General features: G+C 61.3%; 11 protein-coding genes and 4 pseudogenes. 10 read left to right on the top strand and 5 right to left on the bottom strand.

Translation table 11 applies throughout. The annotated features are described in order from the left end of the window. Positions 1 to 183 precede the first annotated feature (183 nt). The 9 genes and pseudogenes from KQH60_RS05785 to KQH60_RS05745 all read left to right on the top strand — a co-directional run bounded on the left by KQH60_RS05785 (position 184) and on the right by KQH60_RS05745 (position 12,348). Positions 184 to 807, top strand: coding sequence for a GNAT family N-acetyltransferase (locus KQH60_RS05785; RefSeq protein WP_237575582.1), 624 nt, complete (start codon positions 184 to 186; stop codon positions 805 to 807). A gap of 276 nt (positions 808 to 1,083) precedes the next feature. Beyond that, entirely contained in the window at positions 1,084 to 6,987 is a 5,904-nt protein-coding gene (gene uvrA / locus KQH60_RS05780) for an excinuclease ABC subunit UvrA (RefSeq protein WP_237575581.1), read from the top strand. A gap of 304 nt (positions 6,988 to 7,291) precedes the next feature. Further along, the gene (locus tag KQH60_RS05775; protein WP_237575580.1) at positions 7,292 to 8,227 is read left to right on the top strand and encodes a LysR family transcriptional regulator; all 936 of its coding nucleotides are present in this window, start codon (positions 7,292 to 7,294) and stop codon (positions 8,225 to 8,227) included. A 129-nt stretch (positions 8,228 to 8,356) separates the two neighbouring features. After that, positions 8,357 to 8,611 (top strand): hypothetical protein, encoded by a 255-nt coding sequence (locus tag KQH60_RS05770; RefSeq protein WP_237575579.1) that lies wholly within the window; start codon positions 8,357 to 8,359, stop codon positions 8,609 to 8,611. A gap of 393 nt (positions 8,612 to 9,004) precedes the next feature. Next, positions 9,005 to 9,280, top strand: a complete 276-nt coding sequence (locus KQH60_RS05765; RefSeq protein ID WP_237575578.1) for a hypothetical protein — start codon at positions 9,005 to 9,007, stop codon at positions 9,278 to 9,280. 306 nt (positions 9,281 to 9,586) lie between these two features. Beyond that, on the top strand, positions 9,587 to 11,047 hold the full coding sequence (locus tag KQH60_RS05760; RefSeq protein WP_237575577.1) for a DegQ family serine endoprotease: 1,461 nt from the start codon (positions 9,587 to 9,589) through the stop codon (positions 11,045 to 11,047). Positions 11,048 to 11,079: 32 nt separating this feature from the next. Further along, positions 11,080 to 11,241, top strand: a pseudogene (locus KQH60_RS05755) (NADH:flavin oxidoreductase/NADH oxidase); the annotation flags it as partial. Then, on the top strand, positions 11,207 to 11,542 hold the full coding sequence (locus KQH60_RS05750) for a hypothetical protein (RefSeq protein ID WP_237575576.1): 336 nt from the start codon (positions 11,207 to 11,209) through the stop codon (positions 11,540 to 11,542). The pseudogene KQH60_RS05755 and the gene KQH60_RS05750, both read left to right, overlap by 35 nt. Positions 11,543 to 11,613: 71 nt before the next feature. Then, positions 11,614 to 12,348 (top strand): ProQ/FinO family protein, encoded by a 735-nt coding sequence (locus tag KQH60_RS05745; RefSeq protein ID WP_237575575.1) that lies wholly within the window; start codon positions 11,614 to 11,616, stop codon positions 12,346 to 12,348. Positions 12,349 to 12,525: 177 nt separating this feature from the next. Here KQH60_RS05745 and KQH60_RS05740 read toward each other — a convergent pair. The 5 genes and pseudogenes from KQH60_RS05740 to KQH60_RS05720 form a co-directional block, all read right to left on the bottom strand. Next, positions 12,526 to 13,088, bottom strand: a pseudogene (locus KQH60_RS05740) (IS5 family transposase); the annotation flags it as partial. A gap of 852 nt (positions 13,089 to 13,940) precedes the next feature. Beyond that, a complete protein-coding gene (locus tag KQH60_RS05735) occupies positions 13,941 to 14,306 on the bottom strand; it encodes a type II toxin-antitoxin system VapC family toxin (RefSeq protein WP_237575574.1) in 366 nt (121 codons plus the stop codon). Then, positions 14,300 to 14,518, bottom strand: coding sequence for a ribbon-helix-helix protein, CopG family (locus KQH60_RS05730; RefSeq protein ID WP_237575573.1), 219 nt, complete (start codon positions 14,516 to 14,518; stop codon positions 14,300 to 14,302). The genes KQH60_RS05735 and KQH60_RS05730 overlap by 7 nt, the downstream gene beginning before the upstream one ends. A 171-nt stretch (positions 14,519 to 14,689) precedes the next feature. Beyond that, positions 14,690 to 15,031: a nucleotidyltransferase family protein gene (locus tag KQH60_RS05725; RefSeq protein ID WP_237575572.1), complete on the bottom strand. Its 342-nt coding sequence runs from the start codon at positions 15,029 to 15,031 to the stop codon at positions 14,690 to 14,692. Positions 15,032 to 15,438: 407 nt separating this feature from the next. After that, positions 15,439 to 16,019: pseudogene (locus KQH60_RS05720) on the bottom strand (transposase); the annotation flags it as partial. Positions 16,020 to 16,141: 122 nt separating this feature from the next. On the opposite strand from KQH60_RS05720, the pseudogene KQH60_RS05715 reads away from it, so the two are divergent. After that, a pseudogene (locus KQH60_RS05715) lies at positions 16,142 to 16,285 on the top strand (IS5/IS1182 family transposase); the annotation flags it as partial. Positions 16,286 to 16,440: the final 155 nt, after the last annotated feature.

Below are 16,440 nucleotides of genomic sequence, written 5' to 3'. Positions count from 1 at the left end.
TCGCTATCGGCGAGTATAACGAGCGCAGCACAATCGGCGCCCGCGCGGTCCCCGGCAGCCACGCGGCCTGACGGTGCAGCGCGCGTCGCGACGACGGTCGCCGCGTTTTTACAGTATTTTTTCTTGCGACACCGCGAAGTCGGGCTCTAGACTTCGTACAACTGATTCAGTGTCGGAGGTCGCATGGTGTTGCAGCGCTCGTGTGTTGATGGCGGCAAGGCGCGGACAGTTAAACGGAGCATCACAATTAGGCGGTTCGACCCACGCGCGGATTCCTATGCGTCGTTGACCGCCATGCTGCATCGCGCATTTGCTGGCCTTGGAACCATGGGGCTGAACTGTGCGTGTGTCGACCAGTCGGTTACCTCGACGATACAACGTGCGCGGGCCGGCGATTGCTTCGTCGCGGCATGCGGCTCTACGTTAATCGGCACAATGACGTTGTACGCACCCGATGTTGATTCCGCATGCGATTACTATCGGTTGCATGATGTTGCGACGCTGCGTCAGTTTGGCATCGATCCGGCATGGCAGGGACGCGGATTCGGCACGCTGCTGCTGGCGTTCGCCGAGCATCGGGCGGCCACCCGGGGCTACGCGGCGCTCGCGCTCGATACCCCGTATCCGGCGGCGCACCTCATCGCGTTTTATCGTTCACAGGGATTTCGCGTCGTCGACGTGATGCGATTTGCTGGCAAGCGCTATGATAGCGCCATCCTGAGCAAACCGCCGGTTGTGGCACGTATGCTCGGCCAGTGGGATCGGCGACTGATGTCGGCGCGGTGCATGTTAGACCGGGCCGCATAAGCGTGGCAGCGTCTGTCCAGCGCGTCGTTCGTCTTCGATTGCGTTGCTGGCGCATCACGTTCCATCCAATACAAGGGACAGCGTCGAAGCCAGGTAAAGTCGCAGTCCAAGTATCGGATGGCCCGCGCCGATTGTTGCTATTGCGATGATGACGCCGGTCAGTGTGAGCGTGAAAATAATAACAAGCGGCGACGCGTGCCGCTGATCCGATCGTAGAAGACAAAAACACTGTATGCGTGTACAGTATTGGGGAGTCTCCTAAAATGGTCGGATAAATTGTCTTCCTCGAACTCAATCCGTATCCGTGGCGCGCGCCAGCATAACCTGAAGAACCTCGACCTCGACTTGTATCCGGGCGAAATGACAGTGGTGACCGGACCGTCGGGCTCCGGCAAGTCGAGCCTTGTATTCGACACGCTCTATGCGGAAGGGCAACGGCGCTATGTCGAGACCTTCAGCGCGTATGCGCGTCAGTTCCTGGACCGCATGGATCGGCCACAGGTGGATCGGGTCGATGGCGTGCCGCCGGCCATCGCGATTGACCAGACGAATCCGGTGCGTAGCTCACGCTCGACCGTCGGCACGATGACCGAGTTGAACGATCATCTGAAGCTGCTTTATGCGCGTGCCGCGGAGCTGTTTGACCGCCGAACCGCGCAGCGGGTGCGCCACGATACGCCCGAGACGATCTACGCGGAGCTGATTGAACGCACGCGCGAGCGTGACCCGCGGGTGATCGTGACGTTCCCAGTTGAACTACCGGACACCGCAACGCAGGCGGAAGTCGAGCAGTGGCTGTCGGCAAGTGGCTATACGCGCGTACACGCGCAGCGCATGGTGGCCACCGTGTCCGGTTCTCGCAAGCTGCTGGACGTCGTCGCAGACCGCTTTCGCGTGCACGACGCTGATAAGGCGCGGGTCGTGGAGGCGATCGAGATGGCGCTCAAGCGCGGCGGCGGCCGCGTTGACGTGCAGGTGCCCGAGCACGGCGATGTGTCCGCGCAGACCTGGCGCTTCTCGACCGGTCTACATTGCCCGGATAGTGATGTGCGCTATGCGGAGCCGCAGCCGGCATTGTTCTCGTTCAATTCGCCGTATGGCGCGTGCGACAAGTGCCGCGGTTTTGGCCGCGTGATCGGCGTTGACCTTGGGCTGGTGATCCCGGACGAGCGCAAGTCGCTGCGCGAGGGGGCGATCAAGCCGATGCAGACCCCCGCGTGGAAGGAGTGCCAGGACGACTTGATGCGTTACGCGGCGCGCGCGGCCATCCCGCGTGACACGCCGTGGGCGCAGTTGTCCGCGCAGCACCGCGATTGGGTCATCAACGGCTCGCCGGATTGGGACGGCGATTGGCAGCGGCACTGGTACGGTGTACGGCGTTTCTTCGATTATCTGGAATCGAAGGCGTACAAGATGCATATCCGTGTGCTGCTGTCGAAGTATCGCAGCTATACGCCCTGCGACACGTGCGGCGGCGCACGGCTCAAGACGGACGCGCTGCTGTGGCGGCTCGGCACGCAAGCCAATGCGGACGCGGTGTTACCGCGCGAGCAGCGGTTCATGCCGCGCGGCGTGGACTGGACGCGTGCGCAGCTCGAAGCGTTGCCCGGCTTGACAATTCATGACCTGATGCTGATGCCGATCGAGCGCATCCGCCGGTTTTTCGATGAGCTAACGCTGCCGAGTCTGTTACTCGACGATGCACTGAAGCTGCTGCTGGCCGAAGTGCGCACCCGCTTACGCTACTTGTGCGACGTCGGTCTTGGCTACCTGACGCTGGACAGGCAGAGTCGCACGCTGTCCGGCGGCGAGGTGCAGCGGATCAATCTGACGACCGCGCTGGGCACGTCGCTGGTCAATACGTTGTTCGTGCTGGACGAGCCCAGCATCGGCTTGCACCCGCGCGACCTCGGCCGGATCATCGAGGCGATGCAGCGATTGCGCGATGCCGGCAACACACTGGTGGTCGTCGAGCATGACCCGCTCGTGATGCTTGCGGCCGACCGCCTGATCGATATGGGCCCCGGTCCGGGGGAGCGCGGCGGTATGATCGTCTACGACGGCACGCCGGCTGACGTACGCAACGCGTCGACGCTGACCGGCGCGTATCTGGACGGCCGCCAGCGTGTCGCCGATGCGTCCGAGTGGCTGCCCCGACCTATCGATGCGCAGACGCGAAGACTGGTGCTCGAAGGGGCGGCCGAGCACAACCTGCGCGACGTCACCGTCGAGATTCCGCTGCAGCGGCTGGTATGTGTGACAGGTGTGTCCGGCTCCGGCAAATCAACGCTGCTACAGGACGTGCTGTACCCGGCCCTAGCGCGCCACTTTGGCAAGCCGACCGACGCGCCGGGTGCCTATCGTGCGCTGCGCGGCGCCGACGCACTGGGCGACGTCGTGTTTGTCGACCAGTCACCGATCGGTAAGACGGCGCGGTCGAACCCGGCCAGCTATGTGGGTGCGTTCGACGAAATCCGCAAGCTGTTCGCCAAGGCGCCCCTCGCGCTGCAGCGTGGCTACACGGCCGGCACATTCAGTTTCAATTCCGGGGATGGGCGCTGTCCGACGTGTGGTGGCTCGGGGTTCGAGCATGTCGAGATGCAGTTCCTCAGCGACGTGTATCTGCGCTGCCCGGATTGCGACGGCAAGCGTTATCGCGCGGAAGTGTTGGACGTGACGATCGAGCGCGTGGCGACAGGCGGCGCGCCGCGCCGCCTGTCGATCACCGACGTGCTGCAATTGACGGTCAGCGAGGCGACGGCGCTGTTTGCCAGCGATGCGGAAGTACTGCGTGTGTTGCAGCCGATCGTCGACGTCGGGCTCGAATATGTGAAACTCGGTCAACCTGTGCCGACGCTGTCCGGCGGCGAAGCGCAGCGGCTCAAGCTCGCCGGCTTTCTCGCCGAGACCACGCCGGGCCGAGGCGCGGGCATCGTACCGGCACGGTTGTTCATGTTCGATGAGCCGACCACCGGCCTGCACTTCGATGACATCGCGAAGCTCATGCGCGCGTTTGGTAAGCTGCTCGAGCGAGGTCATTCGCTGATTGTGATCGAGCACAATCTCGATGTGATCCGTACGGCGGATTGGCTGATCGATCTCGGTCCCGATGGCGGCGATGCGGGCGGCAAGCTCGTGTGCAGTGGCACGCCGGAAGACGCGAAGCGCTGCGCGCAATCGCACACGGGTCAGGCGCTGCTGCAATACGACCGGGCATTGCAGGCGGGCGCCGGCAGTGCGACATTACCCGATCCGCATTGCGTGAACGAGCCGTTGGTGCCGTACTTGGCCGGCGAGGCCGCTGCCGCCGGCGTTGCGCTGCAAACGGCATTGGCGACGGGGCGCGTGCGGCGTGCGAGCGCCGAGCAGGCGGTGCGGATCGTTAACGCGCGCGAGCACAATCTGAAGTCACTCGACGTCGATATCCCCCACGGTAAGTTCAACGTGGTCACCGGGGTGTCGGGCTCGGGCAAGTCGACGCTCGCGTTCGACATTCTGTTCCATGAGGGGCAGCGCCGCTATCTCGAGTCGCTGAACGCGTATGCTCGCTCGATCGTGCAGCCTGCGGGCCGGCCGGAAGTCGACGCGGTGTATGGTATTCCACCGACCGTCGCAATCGAGCAACGGTTGTCGCGCGGCGGCCGCAAGAGCACGGTCGCGACGACCTCCGAAGTGTGGCACTTTCTGCGTCTGCTGTATGTGAAGCTGGGCGTGCAGCATTGCGTGCATGACGGCACGCCGGTCACGTCGCAGAGCATCGAGTCGATTGCCGCGCAGTTGCTGCGTGACTATAAGGGACAGCATATCGGCTTGCTCGCCCCACTCGTTGTGAACCGCAAGGGCGTCTATACAGACCTGGCCAAGTGGGCAAAGGCACGGGGCAATACGCACCTGCGTGTCGATGGCGCGTTCGTCGGTGTTGATCCGTGGCCGAAGCTGGACCGCTTCCGAGAGCATACGATCGAGCTGCCGGTCGCCGACCTGGTCGTGTCGGCGGATCATGAAGGCGAGTTGCGCCGCCTGCTGGCGGACACGCTCGAGGTCGGCAAGGGTGTGATGCACGTGCTTGCGCCGCTGGACGGCCTGCTCGACGGCATGACGCGCGGCGGCTCGGGTGCCGATATAGGTGCGATCAAGGTATTCTCGACCAAGCGCGCATGCCCGGTGTGCGGCACCAGCTATCCAGAGTTGGATCCGCGTATGTTCTCGTACAACAGCAAGCATGGCTGGTGCACGACATGCGTCGGTACCGGTTTGAAACTGACGGGCGAGCAACGCGCCGCGTTCGATGACACGGTCGTCGGCGGGGATGAGCGTGGTCGGGAGCAAACGTTGCCCTCTGAAGAGCAAGAGCCTGAAGGCGTCGACGACACACCTTGCCCGGATTGTGGCGGCACGCGGCTGAACGACGTGTCGCGGGCGATCACGTTTGCGGGTCAGCCCATCGTCGCGATTGCACAGTGGACGGTATCGGATACGCGGCACTGGATCAGTCAATTGCGGATGAGCGGGCGCGATGCGGAGATTGCGCGCGACGTCGTCAGCGAGATACAAAGCCGGCTCGAATTTCTCGAAGAGGTTGGGTTGGGCTATTTGAGCCTGGATCGCGCGGCGCCCAGTCTGTCCGGTGGCGAAGCTCAACGCATCCGCCTTGCCGCGCAACTCGGCAGCAACCTACAAGGGGTGTGCTATGTGCTGGACGAACCGACGATCGGACTGCATCCGCGGGACAACCGGATCTTGCTGGACGCGCTGCGCAAGCTCGGCGAGAAGGGCAACACGCTGGTTGTTGTCGAGCACGATGAGGACACGATCCGGCGCGCGGACCATATCATCGACGTCGGGCCTGGAGCCGGCAAGCGCGGCGGTATGCTCGTCGCATCCGGCCGCGTTGCCGACATTGCGGCGGACCCGCGGTCGTTGACTGGCCGCTATCTCGCGCAACCGATCGTGCACCCGTTGCAGCCGAGACGCGCTGTCGATGCGGCCGGCCGCACGGCGCCGTCGCGTTGGCTGACCGTGCGACACGCGTCGCTGCACAACCTGCGCGATGTGACGGTCGATATCCCGCTGGCGCGGCTGGTCGCGATCACGGGCGTATCGGGTTCCGGCAAATCGACGCTCGCGCGCGATGTCCTGATGGCAAATCTGCTCGATGCGGTCGGGCGCTCGGTGCTGTCATCGCCGGCGGAGCGTCGCGCGCGCAAAGCGGTGCAGGGCGACGCCAACACCATGTCGGCACGCACCCGACGCGCGAGCGTGCTGGCGCGCACCGATGCCCGTCCGCGTATCAGTGTCCGTCATCTGTGGCGCGGTTGTGAGTCGATTACCGGCTGGGACGGCATCGATCGGGTGCTGGAAGTGGACCAGACGCCGATCGGCAAAACGCCGCGCTCCTGTCCAGCCACGTACATTGGCGTCTGGGATGCGATCCGCAAGCTGTTTGCGCAGACGTTGGAGGCACGGGCGCGCGGCTACCAGGCATCGCGCTTTTCGTACAACACCGGCGACGGCCGTTGTCCAGCGTGTGAAGGACAGGGCGTACGCACCATCGGCATGAGCTTCCTGCCGGACGTCAAGGTGCCGTGTGACGTTTGTCACGGGCAACGGTTTAATCTGGAAACGCTGGCTGTCACGTGGCACGGCCGCAGTATCGGTGACGTGCTGACGATGGAGGTGGATGAGGCAGTCGAGTTTTTTGGCGCGATCTCATCGATTGCGCATCCGTTGCAGTTGATGAAAGACGTGGGTCTGGGCTATTTGACGCTGGGACAGCCATCACCGACGTTGTCCGGGGGGGAGGCGCAACGCATCAAGCTCATCACCGAGTTGAGCAAGGTCCGTGATGACGTCGCGCGACGCGGCCAGCGCATTCCGCATACGCTATACGTGCTTGATGAGCCGACGGTCGGTCTGCACATGGCTGATGTCGCGAAGCTGATTCACGTGCTGCACCGGCTCGTCGATGCTGGGCACAGCGTCGTCGTGATCGAGCACGACCTTGATGTGATCGCCGAGGCGGACTGGATCATCGACCTGGGTCCGGAAGGCGGCGCTGGCGGCGGGACGGTGGTGGCCGCCGCGGCGCCCGAGGAGCTCGCAAAGGTCAGGCACAGCCATACTGGCGCGGCGCTTGCACCGGTGCTCGCGCGTGAACGGGCGCCGGGGCACGATGCTTGATACGGCGTTCTCCGTGCAGGTTGAGGCTCGCTGGGTGGTTCGCTTGATTGGCCTACCGTTGATAAAGGGTTGTAGGGTCAGCCAGTCTCGGGCTTCACCCAGCGTGCTGCAGTGATCCGCGGCGCGGTCGGCGCGTATATCGCCCAACGCACGCGTGTTCTCGGCACTGATGTGTTTGGTATGTGGCAGGATTGCCACGTCGAGGGCCTTTCGTATCAAGAGGAAATGATGCACGTGCCCGGCGACGGTGCCGCGCGGAACCCGCTATCATCCGCGCGTCGGTCTTATCAACAGGAAGGGCAGCGTGGACAGACTCACCAGCATCCGGGTGTTCCGTGAAGTCGCCGAAGCGGGCAGTTTTGTGAAGGCGGCCGAGCGCTTGAATATCTCGACTGCGATGACAAGCAAGCATATCGCCAACCTCGAGCGTGAGCTTCATGTCCGGTTGCTAAACCGCACCACGCGTCACATGAGTCTGACCGAGGCAGGCAGCGTGTATTACGAACAATGCTGCGAGGCACTGGACATTCTGCAGGTCGCCGAAGCGGCGCTTGGCGCACAGAGCAGCCAGCCGCAGGGTGTGCTGAAAGTCTCGGCACCGGGCTGGTTCGCGACGCGGCGATTCGCGGACCTGATCGCGGCCTACCAGCACAGGTTTCCCCATGTGTTGATCGACTTGCGACTGGAGAATCGCTTTGTCGACCTGACGCAGGAAGGCTATGACATGGCATTGCGCGCCACCTCCGAGCCGTCGCCGTCGCTAATCGTGCGGCCATTGTGCGAAGTGCCGTTCCTGCTAGTGGGCGCACCCGATTATCTAGCTCGGCATCGCATGCCGCGCGAGCCGCTCGACATCGAGGCGCACCGGATCGTGTTGCCGAATTATACGAACTTGGACAGGGTTGAGTTGTCAGGGCCGCGTGGGCGGTTCACTATCAGGAACCGCGCGGTGCTCAAGACCAACGACACATCGATGGCGCTGCAATGTGTCAAGGCGGGGTTAGGCTTGGCGTACCTGCCGGAGTGGATTGTCGCGAACGAGGTGCGCGACGGCGCACTGCTCAGGCTGCTGCCAGACTATGTGCTGTTCTCGCCGCGCGTGTACGCAGTCTACACGAGCCGCAAGTACATGACGTCGAAGGTGCGCACCTTCATCGATTTTTTGTCCGAGACACTGGGCCCAAACGGGGCCATGCCCACGGCGGACGTCGCTCGGCAGCCCACTGCGGCAGACGGCTGAACCGGCCATGCGCGCAAGGTGCCGTGCGGCCTGCGACGTTTCGTCCAATATTGCGCCGTGTAATAAGTATTCGTCCATGCGTGCCGCAACGGCGCGGTACACGCGTTTCGCGATTGGCTGAATGACAGGGTGGCAACCCACCCTAACATTACGAAGCGGGTCTACTACGAACTCGCGTCGGACATGGACCGAATAGGCGTCGACTATGATGCGACCGGCCGCGGCGAGCCGTCGGAATGGCTCGATGACGAACTGGTCCGCACCGCTGACTTTTACATGTGCGGGCCGGTGCCGTTCATGGCGCCACACAAGCGCGCGTTGATCGACGCGGGCGTTGTGCCGGAGCGGGTCCATACGGAAGTGTTCGGGTCCGGCACGGTATAGCCGGCGGGGGTCGCGTGTCGTGCGGCTCCGGCTGAGTGCGTTAGTTGATCAGGTAGGCTACGCAGCTGTCCGGCGACGGCGATGAGCATGGTGCAGGGAATTGGCGGCCTGTCTCGATGACCGCGTGCACCGCGTGCCGCGCCCTAGGGCTGTACCCGTAAACGACCACGGCGAAACAGATCAACCCAAACATCACGACAAGCAAAAAAGCGATTTGCTCAAGCACCCTGAAACGCTGACTCATTGCCGCATTCCGTGTATTGAGCCAATATGATATTGTGAATAAAGGGTATGCTCTAAGCGTCAGACCGGAGTTCCGACGTCGCGCCAACGTCTTTCCAAAAGGGGACGATAGGCGGGATGGGTAAGCGGATCTTTGAACAGGAGAGCGGAATGCGAGAAGAATCGAACCCCGTTGGGCAGTCGTCTTCGCCAGGCGTGCGTGGCGAACGGCCAGATGTTGACCATCTGGATGCCGCGCTCAATCATGTGGACACACAGCTTTCGTCGGGCCATATCGCAGCCGGCGCCGCCAAGGGTATCCTGTACAGCTTGATCGAGACACTAGGGGCGCTGGTCGGTGATCCGGATCTGCCGGATCATGCGCGTTCGGGCTACGAAGGGCTGCTGGGAACGGCGCGGGCGCTGCGCGCGCGGCTTGGCAAGTAGCGCTGGCCGCGTGGCTTATGGCCAGCGCCACTTGTCAAGTCGTCTCGAAACCGCACCATCCGCTCGTATACCTCGCCTCCCGCCTGGAGGCCGCGCTTGCTTTGCTGTTCCGTGGGCTCGACGGACGATAAGCAGCCATGTATGACAATGGGATCCCCGTACTAGGCAGGGCGATGTCGCCCGAGCGCCCCTGGACAAGACACGGCATTACGCACCGAGCCTGAGGCTCTCGTTTTAAGATAGATTTAAGCGGCCGCTCCTATTCTGGCAGGCGTCATAGCAGTCATTCGACGAGGAGCGCAATCGATGAAAACCAAAATCCTGTCGCGTAGCGCCGTGGCCGTCGCGGTGGCGGCCGCGTTATCGGCCGGGTACTTCGCTGGGCACAAGGACATTGAGCCTGTGCAGTCGGCCCATGCCGTTCCGATGATGCCGGCCGAGGCTGCCGCGAAGACCGGCGTACCCGATTTCTCCGGGTTGGTTGAAACGTACGGTCCGGCGGTCGTCAACATCAGCGCGAAGCATATCGTGCGGCAGGCCGCGCAGCGCGGCCTGCCGTTGCCAATCGACCCGAGTGACCCGTTCTTCCAATTCTTCCGCCGCTTCTACGGGTTTGGTGGCAACCTCGGCCCGCAGCAGGAGGTGCCGAGCAGCAGCCTGGGTTCGGGCTTCATCATCAGCAAGGACGGATATATCCTGACGAACGCGCACGTGATCGATGGCGCGAACGTGGTGACCGTGCGACTGACCGATAAGCGCGAGTTCCGCGCGAAGGTGGTGGGCAGCGATAAGCAGTCTGATGTGGCGGTGCTCAAGATCGACGCGGGCAACCTGCCGGTGGTGAAGATCGGCGATCCAAAGCAAAGCAAGGTCGGTCAGTGGGTGGTCGCGATTGGCTCGCCGTATGGTTTTGACAACACCGTGACGTCGGGCATTATCAGCGCGAAGTCGCGTGCGCTGCCGGATGAGAACTATACACAGTTTATTCAAACCGATGTGCCGGTGAATCCAGGCAATTCAGGCGGACCGTTGTTCAATCTGCAGGGTGATGTGATCGGGATCAACTCGATGATTTACTCTCAGACCGGTGGTTTCCAGGGCCTGTCATTCGCGATCCCGATTGATGAGGCGATCCGTGTGAAGGACCAGTTAGTGAAGACCGGTCATGTCAGTCGTGGGCGGTTGGGTGTGTCGGTGCAGGGCGTGAACCAGGCGCTGGCCAACTCGTTTGGCTTAAAGCAGCCGCAGGGTGCGCTGATCAGTTCGGTTGAGCCTGGTGGACCGGCCGCAAAGGCCGGACTGAAGGCAGGCGACGTGATCTTGCAGGTCAATGGCGCGCCGGTGCTCAGCTCGTCGGAATTGCCCGCGCAGATCGCCGCGATGCAACCGGGCACGACTGCAAAACTGCAGGTGTGGCGTGACAGAAGCACGAAGGACGTGAATGTAACATTGGGCGCGTTCGCAAACGGCAAGGTCGAGTCCAACGATGCGCAAGGCAAGGCGCAGGGCCGGCTCGGTGTCGCGGTACGCGTATTGACGCCGCAGGAGCAACGCGCGGTGCGGGCTCACGGTCTGCTGGTGCAGGACGTCGCGGGCCCGGCAGCGGCTGCCGGCGTGCAGCCTGGCGATGTCATCCTGGCGGTGAACGGCCAGCCGGTCACCACGCCTGCTCAACTCGCATCAAGCCTCTCGCGGGCCGGTAGCAGCGTTGCGTTGCTGGTGCAGCGCGACAACGCCCAAATCTTTATACCGGTTGACCTCGGCTGAGCCATGATGCACCGCGGCTGCAGGGCCGGCCGTGGTCCGATGCGCAGGCCGCGGTATTCGAGCCGTCGGTAGCGGCGACCAAGGCAGCCGGCGCGATCCCGGGCATCCAACTCGCACACGCGGGCCGCAAGGCAAGCGCGAACCGTCGATGGGAGAGCGATGATCACATCGCAAACGACGATCCGCGTGGCTTTGTTGAGCGTGACAATCGGGTTTTCGACGCCGCAAGCGCGCATTCCATGGGGACGTGCGTTTCTAGCGTTCGCGCCACGCGACGAAGCGTGCGTCGGCGCCCAGATCGACTATCGCGGCCGCGTGCTCGATCACGCGCAACCACGCGCGCCGGTGCGAATCGTGCCGCTTGCGGCAATACCATGGAATGAACTGCGAAACGACGCGGTGGTCTTGAGGCTGGAGCGCTATGTGATTGAGCGCAGCGAGGACTTATTGAGTGCCAATTCGGGTACGCCGCAGCCGCCGCACGCGGCTTCGTGACCGGACGACAGTTTCTTGCGCCCAAAGATGAACTGCTACAATGGGCAGACTCCTTTTAAATAACAAGCAACATGGGTTTTGAGCAACTTGCCGCGCTGAAGCAGCAACTCGCTGCACAGGCTAAACAGCAACGTGCTGAGCAGGCGAAGCAGCGTACAGAACGAGGCGGGCCGCAGCATGCCCAACAAGGCAAGCAGCAGGGCAAGCAACAGTCCGCGGCTTATCATGCAAAGTTGGCACGAACCGAGCAGCACGGTCAGCAGCGGTCCGTTGCGCAGGGCAACAAACTGGTCGATCCGGTGGTGGAAGCGATTTGGCGCTTGCAGAAGTGCTTTCCAAAGGCTTTCCCTAAAAAACCGGAACCGAAGCTGCCGCTCAAACTCGGTATTCATATCGATGCGATGCAGCATGCGAAAAAGCTTGGGTTGACCGAAGCGCAGATCAAGGATGCGATCGCGACGTGGTGTCAGGGTAATCGTTACTGGAGTTGCCTTGTCGAACATGCTGCGCGTGTCGATTTGCAAGGCAATCCTGTCGGTGAGGTTTCGGCGCCGCAGGCAGCGCGCGCGCGTTGGCTGGCGTCGCGGCGCTCGCATCCGCATGGCGGCGCCAAACGACAACGTGCCGATGCGAAGACCGACGCGGTGGGCTCGTCAAACGAAGCGCACAGAGCAAAGACGTCGTCGCAGCCGGCGCAGCCGCCATCGGCGCACGCATCGGTGGACGCGCAGCAGATGGAATGCCGGGACGCCCCCTCGGCCGAAGCGCATGGAACGACCCAGGACCCGAAGACAAATTTGGATTGAGGCACGTGTAGATTCCAGCGGTCGCGCCAGTACAGTCTCGATGCGCATCATGACGTGCGCGATCGGCTGGCGTTGACTAGATCATGGGCCTAGTTGTTGAGTTGCCGTGTCCGAAAATACCTGCATTGTGATGTGCAACGGTGTAGTCAGCTTGTTTGGTTTGCAAGACTAAATAGCAAAGCCCTTGTGCGCACGCAGTTTGCCTGGGCGTTTGCTCGGCGAACCGCTCAAGCCCGGCACGGCTGGGAGGGTATCGAGGGTGCGCTCGAACACCATCGAATCATGCCGGTTGGCACCCGTGACGGTGATCGCCAAGGGAGGGCCTCGGGCATCTACGAGCAGATGCCGTTTGCTCCCGAGTTTGCCTCGCTCCGTCGAGTTGGGGCCGGTTTCCTGGCCCCCCGGGGGCTGGCAACGCTGGCCGCATCCAGGCTCGCTCGTTCTCAATCAATCTGGCCATGTTCACGCAACCGGCGAAGCATCGCCAGATGCAGCCTGCTCCACACGCCTGCGCCCTGCCAGTCGCGCAATCGTCGCCAACATGTCATGCCACTACCGAAGCCGAGCTCCTGCGGCAAGTCTTACCATGCAACGCCTGTATGCAGAACATACGGAATGCCGTTCAATGCCGCCCGCTCGTCAACAGTGCGCCGATGGCCGCCTTTGGGTGAGAGCGTGAACGCTGGAATCAACGGCTCCAGTACCGCCCACCATTCATTACTGATTTTGCCTTTTGCCATGGCCCCAGGATGCGGGGCTTACGGCCTGACATCCAGGTTGCGTTAGCGACTCTTAGTCGCTCGGCGCCTGGTGAATCTGTCGCATTTACTAGGTTCGCTGATGACAACGAGTCGCAACTTTTGTTGATACAGCACATTGGATCAGTGCACATGGCCGCGCGCGGCGGCGCAGCGGTCAGCCAATGTGGAAGGCACGCGACCATACGATGTGCGGCAACAGCGCTGCGGTGATAGAGACAGCACGGCTGACAACTGCCGTGTACTGTTTACAAGCGATGTCAGTCGTCAGCCCTGAACACGACTGGAAGGCATATCGGCCAAGCGTGCCCACGGCATCAAGGCTTCGAGCCAGCCATTGAGTGGTGGTGGCTCAGACAACGGGCGCCTCTTCGCTGTGTTGAGCGCTCACGCTCATTGTCGGGTAGACCGCTTTGCTTCGCCCAGTGGGTGAAACGTTCGCTATCGAGCGCAACGCGTTTGCCTTGCCATTCAAAGTACGTGTTTGTCAATGGCACGGAGTGCTTGAAATGGATAGGTGGCCAGGTGATGGGGCTCAGCTTACCAGCCGTACTCAATCTTTTGTCGATTTTGATGCGGACGATGTCACGCAAACCAGTGCGCGCTCGCTTGTGCGAGAGGGCCGGTGTGCAGATGGTTCAGCGTCGGCTTGGCTCATGCCGGGGATATTCCCATCCCGTGCGCCGAGAAAACCCATGGACTAAAAATGCCACTGGTGTCGAGTGCCAGGTACCCACCTCCGCCGATCTTCCACTACCGCGTCAGCGGTTTAGTACAAACACTTACCTTATTTTGTCCCCAGCACGCGTGATTTTGTAGGCCATTGCGCTTTTCCTAGATTTTATACGGGACGCGTACGCTTGGTTCGTCCGCAGGAAAATCTTTCGTATTTCGTGAAACAAGCAGGAGCGAGTGCACCTGTGCTGTCGCCCACACAATGGCATCTGGCAATCGAACCCGTTTGGTCTTTCGAATTTCCACTGCCCGGTTCGCGATTGCATTATCGAGGGCGACTACATTGAACGAGCCGAGCCATGCTCGAATCGCGGATTCTTCCTCGGTAGAGGCACCAACAAGAATCTCCATCCAGGTAATCGTGCTGATCGCACGATATTCATAACGCCCCAACTCCTTCCTTGCAGCGCTGATCCCGCTTAGATAGTCGATCAAGATGTTCGTGTCAAAGAGCGCCTTTACCATTCGGAACGAAGCTCCTGCTCATAGGCAAGGCCATCGACCTTCTTGCTCTTCCACAGCCCGAAGGCATCTGCCCCGAGTGAGCCCTTACGTTGGGAGATATACGCCTCGATCGCGTCACGAATGATGGCAGCGCGTGGGCGATGCTCGATCTCCACAATGGCTGCCAACTCCTCGAGCCGCGAGTCCGGTAAGTCAACGAGGATACGACTCATAAAAGCTCCTTTGCATGATATGTATATCATATATCATGTAGGGCTGTAGTACAAGGTTTGTATCGCGCCTTGAAGTGGCTCATTTTTACTTTGCGCGCAACAGCATTCAACAGTACATGCGCCTCTTCGAGTGCGCGTCCGCCTTGGCGATGTAGTTTTTGGTCGTCATGTTCATAGCGCAATACCCTCGCGACGGATGTTTTTGATCAATGCCGGGTTACTAAACAGTTCGGGATGCTCCATCTCATCCTCCCAAAGCGGCAACGCTTCGACCAGCACGCCCGTCTCCAGGAGCACATCGAACGCCATACCGGCCATGTCCAACGCGATCGGTGTGCGCTTGCCATGTTGTCCTAATAGAATCACGGCAATATCCACGTCGCTCTCAGGCCCGTGCGCGTAACGTGCGCGGCTACCGAACAAGATCGCTCGATTCACCGAGTAACGACCGGCGACGCGTTGCAAGAACGCGTGCGCTGCGCGGGCAGTTTCAACATCAATACGAAGGTTCATTGGGTTCTCCAACAGCGTGATGGAGTAACGAATAAAGTATATTTACATTAAACGCTCCCGCTGGGAGAGGCCGAGTCGCTTTTCCACACAAAAATCTCTCGTACATAGAACCAACCACTTGTATCTAGGGGGGCGATCTCAGAAAACAGGGACAGGAAAAGTTAGTTCAAGCACCTCCGTTGGCACGTAGTTTAAGCAAACCATCGGTCATGATCTTTTTTCCAATCCAGTCGGCTCGGCACATGGTCATGGTGCGCTTCTCGTTGACCTCAGTGCGTCTCGCTGAAGACCTTAACGCAAGCTTGGTACTGCATGCGTCGTGTGTTGACGTACATACCGACGCGCTTGCTATGCATCGGCCGGTTCTTGACAAGATGTTCGCGGCGTTCGAAGCTGACAAGCTGATCCAGACGTGGCGCCTCACGGTTATAGTTTTGTCGCAGTTTCAGCCCGTGCCGGGCGGCGGCTTTCACCCGATGTTCCCGGCAACGCTCGAGCAGCCGCGAATCGGTGGGATAAGCGATCGCCTTTTCCATCACCGTTGTGTCAACGATCACCCGCCTCAGGCTCGAGGTCTTGATGACGTGGGCCCGCTTGGCCGCCTAGATTGTCTCGGCTAGCAGTTCTTCAACGCCCGCTTCACCCAACCGCTTACGCCAGCGCGTCAGGCTCGACGCATCGATCGGCGCCCGGGTCTGCAAGTACGTCTCACCGGTAAAAACTTGCCAGTACGGGTTCTCCAGCCATTGCCAGACCACGTCCTCGTCCGACAGGTCGAAGGCGTGCTGCAAGTACAGCAACCCCGCGATCAAACGCGACGACGTTGCCGGCCGGCCGCAGTGCGACACGAAGCTCGCGCTCATCGCCGTGCTCAATCGGTCCCAGTCAATTAGATCGGCCAGACGAACCAACGGATGCTTCAAGTTGATCTGCTCGCGCAGCGGCTGGCGGAATAAATCCCCTCTGGCACCAGCGTCTTTGGACCCATTCAACCTTCGTCGAAATTTGCAGGAAATTCACGCCAATATGCCTGTCTCTTGCAATTCCCACCATACCGTTCCAGCTTTCCAGCCTTGCTGCATCAGCCTGGACGGATTGTTCAGGTCCGACTGGGTAGTCGAGCGCACGCACGCCTGGTTTGCCGGTTTGGGTAAGCTGCGCATCCGCTTCGAGCGGCGTCTGGACATCCATATCGCCTTGCTCTGCTTGCCCGCTGCCGTGATCTGTTCGCGCTTCGTGGACGACTTGTGTTAGCGGCTCTAATACTACAGCCGTAACTATTCACGGTGGCGCGCAACCACGAGCGCGATAATGAGCCTGCTGCGCTCGCCATTGATGGGTGCGACGCCAGATTGACCATCGCAGAACAGTGTTAATCGAGCTCAATCCCCTCCATAAAAGACGGCATA

This window comes from Mycetohabitans sp. B8 (genome assembly GCF_021991875.1).
Lineage (GTDB): Bacteria > Pseudomonadota > Gammaproteobacteria > Burkholderiales > Burkholderiaceae > Mycetohabitans.
The sequence above is the reverse complement of the archived record's forward strand: the minus strand, read 5'-3'. Positions and strand labels throughout refer to the sequence as shown.

Excerpts from the sequence above, each read along its gene's own strand:
- KQH60_RS05725 (WP_237575572.1), bottom strand. The coding sequence starts at position 15,031 with ATGAACCTTCGTATTGATGTTGAAACTGCCCGCGCAGCGCACGCGTTC.
- KQH60_RS05765 (WP_237575578.1), top strand. The coding sequence starts at position 9,005 with ATGCGAGAAGAATCGAACCCCGTTGGGCAGTCGTCTTCGCCAGGCGTG.
- KQH60_RS05785 (WP_237575582.1), top strand. The coding sequence starts at position 184 with ATGGTGTTGCAGCGCTCGTGTGTTGATGGCGGCAAGGCGCGGACAGTT.
- KQH60_RS05730 (WP_237575573.1), bottom strand. The coding sequence starts at position 14,518 with ATGAGTCGTATCCTCGTTGACTTACCGGACTCGCGGCTCGAGGAGTTG.
- KQH60_RS05760 (WP_237575577.1), top strand. The coding sequence starts at position 9,587 with ATGAAAACCAAAATCCTGTCGCGTAGCGCCGTGGCCGTCGCGGTGGCG.
- KQH60_RS05735 (WP_237575574.1), bottom strand. The coding sequence starts at position 14,306 with ATGGTAAAGGCGCTCTTTGACACGAACATCTTGATCGACTATCTAAGC.
- KQH60_RS05750 (WP_237575576.1), top strand. The coding sequence starts at position 11,207 with ATGATCACATCGCAAACGACGATCCGCGTGGCTTTGTTGAGCGTGACA.
- KQH60_RS05745 (WP_237575575.1), top strand. The coding sequence starts at position 11,614 with ATGGGTTTTGAGCAACTTGCCGCGCTGAAGCAGCAACTCGCTGCACAG.